Origin of the sequence: Mailhella massiliensis, assembly GCF_020741395.1 — a bacterium.
Classification (GTDB): domain Bacteria; phylum Desulfobacterota; class Desulfovibrionia; order Desulfovibrionales; family Desulfovibrionaceae; genus Mailhella; species Mailhella massiliensis_A.
The window spans coordinates 1-9,282 of record NZ_DYZA01000240.1 but is presented as its reverse complement, the minus strand read 5'-3'; the positions used below and the strand labels follow the sequence as shown (position 1 = coordinate 9,282).

The following is a 9,282-nucleotide window of genomic DNA, read 5'->3' as shown; positions in this document are numbered from 1 at the left end:
GAATGATTCCCCCCGAACCCCCTCATCGGGCAAGCTCACGCACGGGGTGTGCGCAAAAAGTTCTCCTTCAACTCGCTTCCGTTGCGGAATCCTTCTTGCAGGCGGAGGTCGCGGCAGGGCTCGGGCCGGTTCCTCCCGTAGCCCCGGCCGGAAGGCTCGCCCCCCGTCACAGCCTGCCCCTCGTCAGTGCAGGTGTGCGCTGCCGCGCCCACCTGCCGTGGCCGACCGTTGTCGGGCTTCGCCCGTCAACGGTGATAAAGGAAGGGATTGCAGGATTTTTTTGGGTGGAGGATTGCGCCGCGCCGTTGTTGCAGAAGAGGGGAGGGCAGGATGCGGGGGAATGTTCCGCCGCCGGTCGCGACTTCTTCCCGGGCTTCGTCCGTCAACGGTGATAAGGGAAGGAGGAAAAAATAAGGGAGCGTTGCCGGGCTCTTTCTCAACGCCGCTTTTCTCGGCGGAGGATTACCCTTTCTCAACGCTCCGGGCCGGTGGCGGCAAGCGTAACCGCTACCGTGTGCCCCGGGCAGAGCCGTTGATATTCACGCCGGACGCCCTCTCTTTTCTTGCAATCCCTTCCTTTGTCACTGTTTTCCGGCAACGGCCGGAAAACAGTCGGCCTGCGTGAGCGGGCACGAAGTGCACGCTCACACTGACTGAGGCAGCCGCAACACGGCAAGGCGAGCCTGCCCGGCGGCACGGGGGTCGGCCCTGCCGCGCCTTTTGCACGGAAAGGAGGATACCGGAAGCGAGTCAAGGCACTGCTTTTGCGCACAATCCGCGCGCGAGTTTGCCAAATGAGGGGGTTCGGGGGGAATCATTCCCCCCGGCGGGGCCCGGGGCAGCGCCCCGGCTGCCTTTCCTGCCTTTCCTGCCTTTCCTGCCTTTTTTGCCTTTGCGGTTTTGGGGGAGTGGGCTTGACAGAAGGGGCGGGGTAGCCGAAAAGGCGGTTGTAGGGTACACGGTGTGACGTGGAGTCCGGTCAACGCAGAAGGGATAGTGGATGAAGAGAAGACTTGTTGTTTTTCTGGCCTTTTCGTTTTGTGTTTTTGTGTTGTTTGGCGGATGCGGCCGCAAGGGAGCGCCGATACCCGACTATTCGGTGGACGAGTTTGCGTTTGGGGCATTGCGGGCTGAGGCTGCGGCGGACGGGAGCATCACGTTTCAGGGCACGGTGACGGGGGCGTCGCAGAACATGGAGTACATGGTTCTGGAGATGCAGGCAGTAGACGGCGAGCTTTGTGAGGGTTGTCCTTTTCTGGCGCAGGATCAGTATCGGGTGGACTCGCGGGATGCCTGGGAGAGTGAGGACGGTTCATCGTTCAGTTTTGTATACCGGCCCGCGTTCAAGGGGGAGATATACCGTTGGCGTATCATCGGCCGCAACGTGTATGCGGGGCTGCCCGAAGTGGCGAGTCCCATGCAGACGGTGTTTATGGACGGCGTTTCCGGCGCGTTGTCTGTGGCCGTACCCGGAGAGTGAGATGAGCGTGTTTCAGCGGGCCGCGCGTGCGGTATTGTTTCTTGTGGGGCTGATGATGTTCTGTGCGGAGGCGCAGGCGGCGGCGTATGCGGATTTCCGGGCCGACATTGAATACCGGCAGGAGGGGAAGGCGGTACGGCACTGCGGCACGGCCATGTCGTCCGGGTCTTTTGCGCGCATGGACATTGATCTCGGCCAGGCGGGTTCCTTTGCCCTCATGGTAGACACGCAGGAGCACATGCTGCGGGTGCTTTCCTTCCGCCTGAAGGCCTATGTGGAGATACCCGTTACCGGGGATGCGCGCAACTGGCGGCACCTTGTGCAGAGTGCGGCTGCGGCCGTGATGCCCCAGAGCATGGGCATGATCAGCCTTCAGGAAAAGGAATACACGCCGCTCGGCAAGGACAACTGGCAGGGCTACCCCGTGCAGAAGAGCCGGGTGGTGTTTGAGGCGGGCTTTATGGGCAGCGTGAACCGCTTCACCCTGGAGGTGTGGGAAAACGAGGCTTTCGCGCCTTTCCCCATGCACGCCTCTTCGCTGGAGACGCGCGCCACCCACGCCGCGAGCGCGTGGCTCATGAACATTGCGGCGGAGCAGTCTTCCGCGGCCATGTTCCGTATCCCCGAGGGCTTCACCCGCTATACTTCCATCATGGATCTGCTCCTCTACGCCCTGACGGCCTTCTAGCCCGCGGCGCTTTTTCTGTGCCGGGAAGGCCCCGGCGCCGTGCCCCGGTATTGCGTTCCCCGGCGCCGTGCCGGGCGTCGTATTTCCCGCCCGCATCCTGCGGTCTTTTTCTGCGGGGCGGAAAGGCGCGTCCCTGTTTCGGGAAGGGCGGGGCGGCAAGGCTTTTCCTCCTGCGGCCGCTTTTTTTTCCGAGGAGAGGGGATTGCCTTTCCCGCGGGCCGGAGTGTTCCGGGCCGGTTTTTTCCTGTTCTTCCGCGCGTTCCGTCCTTGACAGCATCATGCAACACTGTACATGTTAAAAAAAGGGTGCGCGGCGCGGCCCCTGTTTTTTCCCGCCCGCGGCGGCGTGCGGGGCGTTTGCGTGCCTTCTGCGGCATGTTGGGCCTTCCGTGCCTTTTGCTTTCCGGTTGCCCGGCTCGGGGCGGAACCCGGGAGTGAACCTCAGTTTTCCAGTCGGCGGCCGACATGAACAGCAACGGGCTTCATATTTCCGATATCCGCTATTGGCGCGAATTGAAAATCCTTGCCGAACGCGCCTCGCGCGACGTGCTCTCCGGCCTGCTCAACAGGGAAACCGCCACCTCCTACATTGAGCAGTATCTGAAGCACATGCAGCCCGGGGATTCCTGCGCCCTGTTCATGATCGACCTCGACAATTTCAAGCAGGTCAACGACACGCTGGGCCATCAGGCCGGGGATCACGTCATACGCCTTGCGGCGCGGGCCCTTTCCGGATGTTTCCGCGCCACGGACATTGTGGGCCGTCTCGGCGGGGACGAGTTCTTTGCCCTGCTTTCCGGGGAGTTTTCCGAAGAGGCGGCGCGGGCCAAGGCGCGGGCCGTGTGCGAGGCTTTGCAGTTCTCCATAGGCGTGAGCCCGGTGATACACGTCACGGCGAGCGTGGGCGTGTACATTGCCTCCGGCGCCGTACCCGATTTTGAAAGCCTCTATGCCCGGGCCGACGCCGCCCTCTACGAGGCCAAGGCCGGGGGGAGGAACCGCTTCCATGTGGGGCTCGGCCCGGAAGCGGCGCTCAGGAGGCCCGAGGGCGCGGGTATTCAGGTTCCCGTGCAGTTCGACGCGATCCTGAAGCACATGGAGGAGGGCGTGGCCCTCATTGAGCTGGGGGACACGGCAAGCGTCATCTACGCAAGCCCCGCTCTCTGCCGTATGATGGGCGTGGACGAGAAGGCCCTTTCCCTGCCCTGCGGGCTTTCCGCCTTCGGCTCCCTGCACCCCGACGACATGGCCGAATATGAAAGGCTGCTCAGGGAAGGAGCGGCCGCAGGCTGCATCGTGGAATACGAGCACCGCTTTTCCGTCAGGGAAGGTCAGTGGCGCTGGTGCTGCTCCCGGGCCGTGCGCCATACCCTCTCAGGTTCGGGCCTGCCCGTGATGCTGGTTTTCACCACCGATATTTCCGCCGTGCGCAAGCGCGACGACAGGCTTCTCGAGGACAGGGAGCGCCTCAAGCTTCTGCTCGATCAGGGCGGAAGCCTGCTGTGGGAGGTGGACATTGTGAGCCGCACCTTCCGGCTTTTCAACGTGAAAAGGCATCTGCGCTCCACCTCCGTGTGCCTGGGGGATTTTCCGGAATCGCTCATCGAGCGCGGCTGGGTGCATCCCGATTCCGCCGTGCGTTTCCGCGCCTTTGCCGGGGAGATACTGAGCGGAAGCCATGCGGGCGGCGGCGCCTTCATCATGCGCCACAAGATGAGCCGAAGCTACGGCTGGTATTCGCTCTCCTACGCCATGGTTCCCGACGACGACAGAAGGCCCCTCAAGGTGGTGGGCCTGGCAAGGCCTCTGCACGGCATGCTTTCCGGTTCCGACAGGCTGTGGGAGGCCCTGCGCCCCAATCTTTTCGCCTACATACGCCTCGACCTTTCCGACGACCGTGTGGACACTTTCTGGGTGGAAGGCTCGCTCATTTCCGAGCAGCTCAGGGATACGAGCTGCGAGGCCCTGCTCAGCCGGGAAAAAAAGCGCCTCTTCTTCCGCGAGGAGCGGGGCGATTTCGAAGGCTGCTTCAGCCGCACCGCGCTTCTGGAAAGCTTTGCCCGCGGCAGGAGCTGGGTGGTGCGCGAGTACCGCCGCGTGGACAGGGGCGGCATCATACGCTGGATTTCCTACACCGCCTACCTTTCCCGCAATCCGCAGTCGGGCCATGTGCAGGCCTCCGTCTTTCTTCAGAACACCCAGCTGCGCCACGCCCGGGAAGACGCCGTGGGCGAGGAGGTGCGCTACCTGCCCGCCGCAGGCATGTACGGCAGGAAAACGGCGCGCAAGATTGCCGAATCCGTCATGCGCGGCAGCACCTCCTCCCTTCATTCCCTTTCCCTGGTGCGCATGGTGGGCCTTGCCGGCCGGGAGGTCGACGCAAAAGCCCTTCAGTGCAGGCGCGATTTCGTGTCCATGGCCTTTGCCCTTCTGCTCGGTTCCGACTGCGTCGTCGGCGAGTGGGGGGAAGACTCCTTTACCGTGTTCCGCCCCGACGCCGCCTCCTGTTCGGCCGTGAGGCAGAGGGTGGACGACGCCTTTGCCTTTGTGCGTCAGGCCCTGGCCGACAGCGGTTTTTCCTTCCCCCTGCGCTTTGTGGCGGCCGTGGCCTGTGTGGAGACTTGCAGCGCGAAGTATGACGCGGTGCTTGCCGAGGCGGAGAAGGTCTGCGCCTCCTGGCCGGATGCGCCGAGCGACGCCGTGGTTTTCGTCAACACGCCTTCCGCCGCCGTGCAGGGCAGACGCCGGAAAAGGCAGAAGGGCTATGTGCCGCTTCCCCGTTCCGCGGCCGTCATGCCTTTCGGGGAAGATGCCCCGGAAGTGGTTCCGGCATCCATTCCCGGAGAGGAGCTTTCCTCCGGGGAAAAGGACGTGGCCCTGGCCTGCCTTGCCGCGCTTCTTGCCGGGGATTCGCCGGAAGCGGCCATGGCCGGGGCGCTCCGCCGCATCGGCGAGCACTATCAGGCCGACAGGGTGTACCTTCTTTCCCAGGTGGATGAGGGCCGCGCCGTGAACGTCATTCAGGAGTGGACGGCCGAGGGGGTGTACAGCCTCGGCAAACATATTTCGGGCATGCCGCTGGACAGGCTCCCTCTGCTCAGGCGCAGCCTGAAGGAGAACACCCCCTTTTTCATCAACCGCGGGCTGGAAGGAACCGTGCGGGAAGACATGCGGCCCTGGAGCTTTGCGGTATTCCCCCTTGCGGCGGAAAACTGCGGGCCGGAGGGGCTGCTCTGCATGGAGAATCCGCGCCTCTACCGCCGGGAGGACGCGCTCATCCCCGTGCTTCTGCCCTCCATCACAGGCACGCAGCGGCGTTTCTGCCAGGCAGGAGGCCGAGGGGCGGCCATGCAGGATTCCCTGACCGGGCTTCAGAACCTGCGCGCCTACATGGACAGGGCCTACATGCTCACCTCCGACAGCTACAGCTCCATGGGGGCCCTCACCCTGGACATATCTGCGCCTTCCGCCACGGCCGGGAATTCCGGCGCGGGGCAGAGCGCGCGCATGCTGCTCAACATCGCCGAGACCCTGGGCGCCGTGTTCGGCCGCTCCCTGCTTTTCCGCACGCGGAGCGATGAATTCGTGGCCCTCTGCCCCGACACGACGCAGGACGTCTTCCTTGCCCGCGTGCTCCGGGCGCAGTCCATGCTTCAGCGCCGCTATCCCCGGCAGCTGCGCTTCGGCTACACCTGGGCCGAAGGGCTCTTCGCCGGGGAAAAGCTGGTCAAGGAGGCCCGCACCATCATGCTCTGCGGCCGGCTTGAGGCCTCCGCAGGGGGGGCGGCGCTTCCCTCCCTCGGCAGGCGCGGCCCGGGCATGGCGGGTACGGGGGATCTGGAGAAGTTCACCGTGTTCTTCCAGCCCAAGGTGGACATGAGAACCGGCGGGACCGTGGGCGCGGAAGCCCTGGTGCGCGGGCTCGACGGCGCGGGACTCGTCATTCCGCCTTCGCGCTTCATGGAGAATATGGAAAAATCCGGATCCATCCGCGAGCTGGATCTTTATGTGCTCAACCAGACGCTTGCGGCCATGGAGAATTGGCGCCGAAAGGGGCTCAGGCTCTTGCCCGTGTCCGTCAATTTTTCACGCTACACGCTCTTCAGCCCCTCCTCGCCGGGCTCGGTGCTGGCCATTCTGAGCCGCTATCCCTCCCTGCCCCCAGAGCTTGTGGAGATAGAGGTCTCCGAAGCCGCCCTGGATGTGGAAACAGGTTCCCTCAAGCGCATCATGGGGTCTTTCCGGCCCTTCGGGCTGCGCTTCGGGCTCGATGATTTCGGCTGCCGCTATTCCAACCTTTCCCTGTTCACCAACGTGAACTTCGATACCGTCAAGCTCGACCGCAGCCTCATCCGCGACATTGTGGGCAACAGTACGGGCCGTGCGCTGGTGGGGGATATCCTGCGCCTCTGCTCCGGCAGGAATATGACCTGTGTGGCCGAGGGCGTGGAGATGAAGGCGCAGGCCGACGCGCTGCTCGACGAAGGCTGCCTCTACGCCCAGGGCTTTTATTACGCAAGGCCCCTGCCCGCCGGGGAATTCGAGCAGAATTTCCTGAGCGGGGAGAGCGGGGCGGAGCGGCATGGGGATCCCTCCGTGGGGACGAAAAATGAAACAGCTCTGCCGCGCAGGGACGCAGGGCAGGAAGGATGCCTTTCATGACAAAGGGAAACAACACGCCGGAACAGCCGTCTTTGCCGCCCCTCATCGTGGGCATGGGCGCGTCCGCCGGGGGGCTGGAAGCGCTTCAGCAGTTCTTTGCCTGCATGCCCGGCAACAGCGGGCTGGTTTTCATCGTCATTCAGCACCTTTCGCCGGACTACAAGAGCCTCATGGCCGAGATACTCGGCAAATACACAAGCATGATGGTACTCCAGGCGGAAAACGACATGGCCGTGGAACCGGATACCGTGTACCTCATCCCGCCCAAGAAGAATATGACTATCAGAGACGGCCGCCTTGTGCTCACCGACTATATGCACGGGGCCATAAACCACCCCATTGATATCTTCCTCTCCTCCCTTGCTGAAGAGAAAAGGGAACTTTCCGTGGCCGTCATCTTTTCCGGCACCGGCTCGGACGGCACAAGCGGCATCAAGGCCGTCAAGGAACACGGCGGCCTTGTGCTCGTGCAGGAACCGGCAAGCGCGAAGTTCGACGGCATGCCCAGAAGCGCCATAAACACCGGCCTTGCGGACTTCATCCTTCCGCCCCAGGAAATCGCCGAGGAACTGCTCAATTTTTCCCACTATCCCGCCATGGTGGATACCTCGGACGAGGTGCCCTTCTTTTCCGATGAAGACACCCTCGCCCATATTTATATGATACTCAAGAAGGCCAGCGGCATCGACTTCACCCACTACAAGCGCAATACCGTGCTCCGGCGCATCGAGCGGCGCATGGTCGTCACGCACTGCCCCACGCCGTCGAGTTTCGCCCGCCTCCTGGAGGAGAACAGGGAGGAAACCGGCCTTCTTGTCAAGGATATCCTCATAGGCGTGACCAAGTTCTTCCGCGACGCCGAGTTCTTTGAAAAGCTCAAGCGCACGGCCGTATCCCACATTGTGGAGCAGAGCGACGAGAGCGAGCCCATCCGCGTGTGGAGCGCGGGCTGCTCCACCGGCGAGGAGGCCTATTCCCTGGCTATACTCTTCCATGAGGTTCTGGAGGAAAAGAATCTCCGCCGCGATATCAAGATATTCGCCACCGACGTGGACGCCAAGGCCATAGAGCAGGCCGGCAGGGGCGTGTTCCCGGAAAGCATTGCGGACGACGTCTCCGCCGAGCGCCTCGCCAAGTTCTTCATCAAGCGCAACGACCGGTACCAGGTGTGCAAGGAGATCAGAAAAATGATCATCTTTGCCCCGCACAACATGCTTTCCGACCCGCCCTTCGGCAAGCTTGCCCTCATCTGCTGCCGCAACGTGCTCATCTACTTCCAGCCCGTGCTGCAGAAGGGCCTTTTCGCCATTTTCCATTCCGCCCTGAAGAACGGCGGCTACCTCTTCCTCGGCAAAAGCGAGACCGCGAGCGAATACAGCAAGGTTTTCACGCCCCTCTCCATCGCGGAAAAAATCTATGTGCACAGAAGCGACGTGAAGATGGACGACCTCATGCCCCCGGCCTTCAACATCCCCAAAATACAAACCTCCATGCCGAGTGCTACGGGCCTCGCCCACCGTGAGGAAAATACCCTCGCCCTGGAAAGCGTCTATACCCGTTTCCTGGAAAAGTTCCTCCCCGCATCCGTGGTGCTCGACGACCAGAACAACGTCATACACTTCTTCGGCGCCTATGCCGATTACCTGAACATAGCCCCGGGCAAGGCCACCTTCAACTTCTTCACCCTGGTCAACAAGGATATCAACCTCGTCTCCTCCACGGCAATCAACCGCTGCCGCGTGGAACAGTGCGCCGTGACTTATACCGGCATCTCCGTGGATACCCCTTCGGGCAACCGCGTCATCGACCTCTCCGTGCAGCCCGTGTTCGATTCCTCCAAGGGCAATACCGGGCTTCTGGCCATACTCTTCGTGGAGCACAAGGCCCTGCCCCTGGAAGGTATCGTGGAGAAGTACGATATCAACATCACCGCCGCCCAGCGCATCACCGACCTGGAGCACGAACTCCAGGTCTCCCAGAACGACCTGCGCGCCACCATAGGCGAACTGGAACCCGTCAACGAGGAACTCCAGGCCGCCAACGAGGAGCTGCTCACCGCCAACGAGGAACTGCAAAGCTCCAACGAAGAACTCCAGTCCGTCAATGAGGAGCTCTATACCGTGAACTCCGAGTTCCAGCAGAAACTCGACGAGCTCACCACCATGACCAACGACCTTTCCAACTTCCTTTCTTCCACCATGATCGGTATCCTCTTCGTGGACAGCCGGCTCAATATCCGTAAGTTCACCGAATACATAGGCCGCGAGTTCCAGCTCGAATCCCAGGACGTGGGCCGCCCCATCCAGATCTTCGCCCACAGTTTCCCCGATGAGGATATCGTCAAGGACGCCCAGAACGTCCTGAAAACCCTCGCCCCCATCGACAGGGAAGTCGTGGGCATGAACGGCCGCTTCTATACCATGCGCATCGCCCCCTACCGTACCACCGAGAA

4 protein-coding genes are annotated in these 9,282 nt (G+C 62.4%); all 4 read left to right on the top strand.

Going from position 1 to position 9,282, the window contains the following annotated elements; genetic code table 11:
- Window positions 1-1,000: 1,000 nt before the first annotated feature.
- The gene (locus K8W16_RS11740; RefSeq protein WP_304124070.1) at window positions 1,001-1,480 is read left to right on the top strand and encodes a hypothetical protein; all 480 of its coding nucleotides are present in this window, start codon (window positions 1,001-1,003) and stop codon (window positions 1,478-1,480) included.
- A gap of 1 nt (window position 1,481) precedes the next feature.
- Window positions 1,482-2,168: a hypothetical protein gene (locus tag K8W16_RS11735; protein ID WP_304124069.1), complete on the top strand. Its 687-nt coding sequence runs from the start codon at window positions 1,482-1,484 to the stop codon at window positions 2,166-2,168.
- 465 nt (window positions 2,169-2,633) lie between these two features.
- Window positions 2,634-6,830, top strand: coding sequence for an EAL domain-containing protein (locus K8W16_RS11730; protein ID WP_304124067.1), 4,197 nt, complete (start codon window positions 2,634-2,636; stop codon window positions 6,828-6,830).
- Window positions 6,827-9,282 (top strand): CheR family methyltransferase (locus K8W16_RS11725; protein ID WP_304124065.1); only part of this gene is annotated, 2,456 nt, incomplete at its 3' end. The genes K8W16_RS11730 and K8W16_RS11725, both read left to right, overlap by 4 nt.

What these genes read in the sequence shown, in the direction of transcription:
- K8W16_RS11740 (WP_304124070.1), top strand. Translation starts at nt 1,001, where the DNA reads ATGAAGAGAAGACTTGTTGTTTTTCTGGCCTTTTCGTTTTGTGTTTTT.
- K8W16_RS11735 (WP_304124069.1), top strand. Translation starts at nt 1,482, where the DNA reads ATGAGCGTGTTTCAGCGGGCCGCGCGTGCGGTATTGTTTCTTGTGGGG.
- K8W16_RS11730 (WP_304124067.1), top strand. Translation starts at nt 2,634, where the DNA reads ATGAACAGCAACGGGCTTCATATTTCCGATATCCGCTATTGGCGCGAA.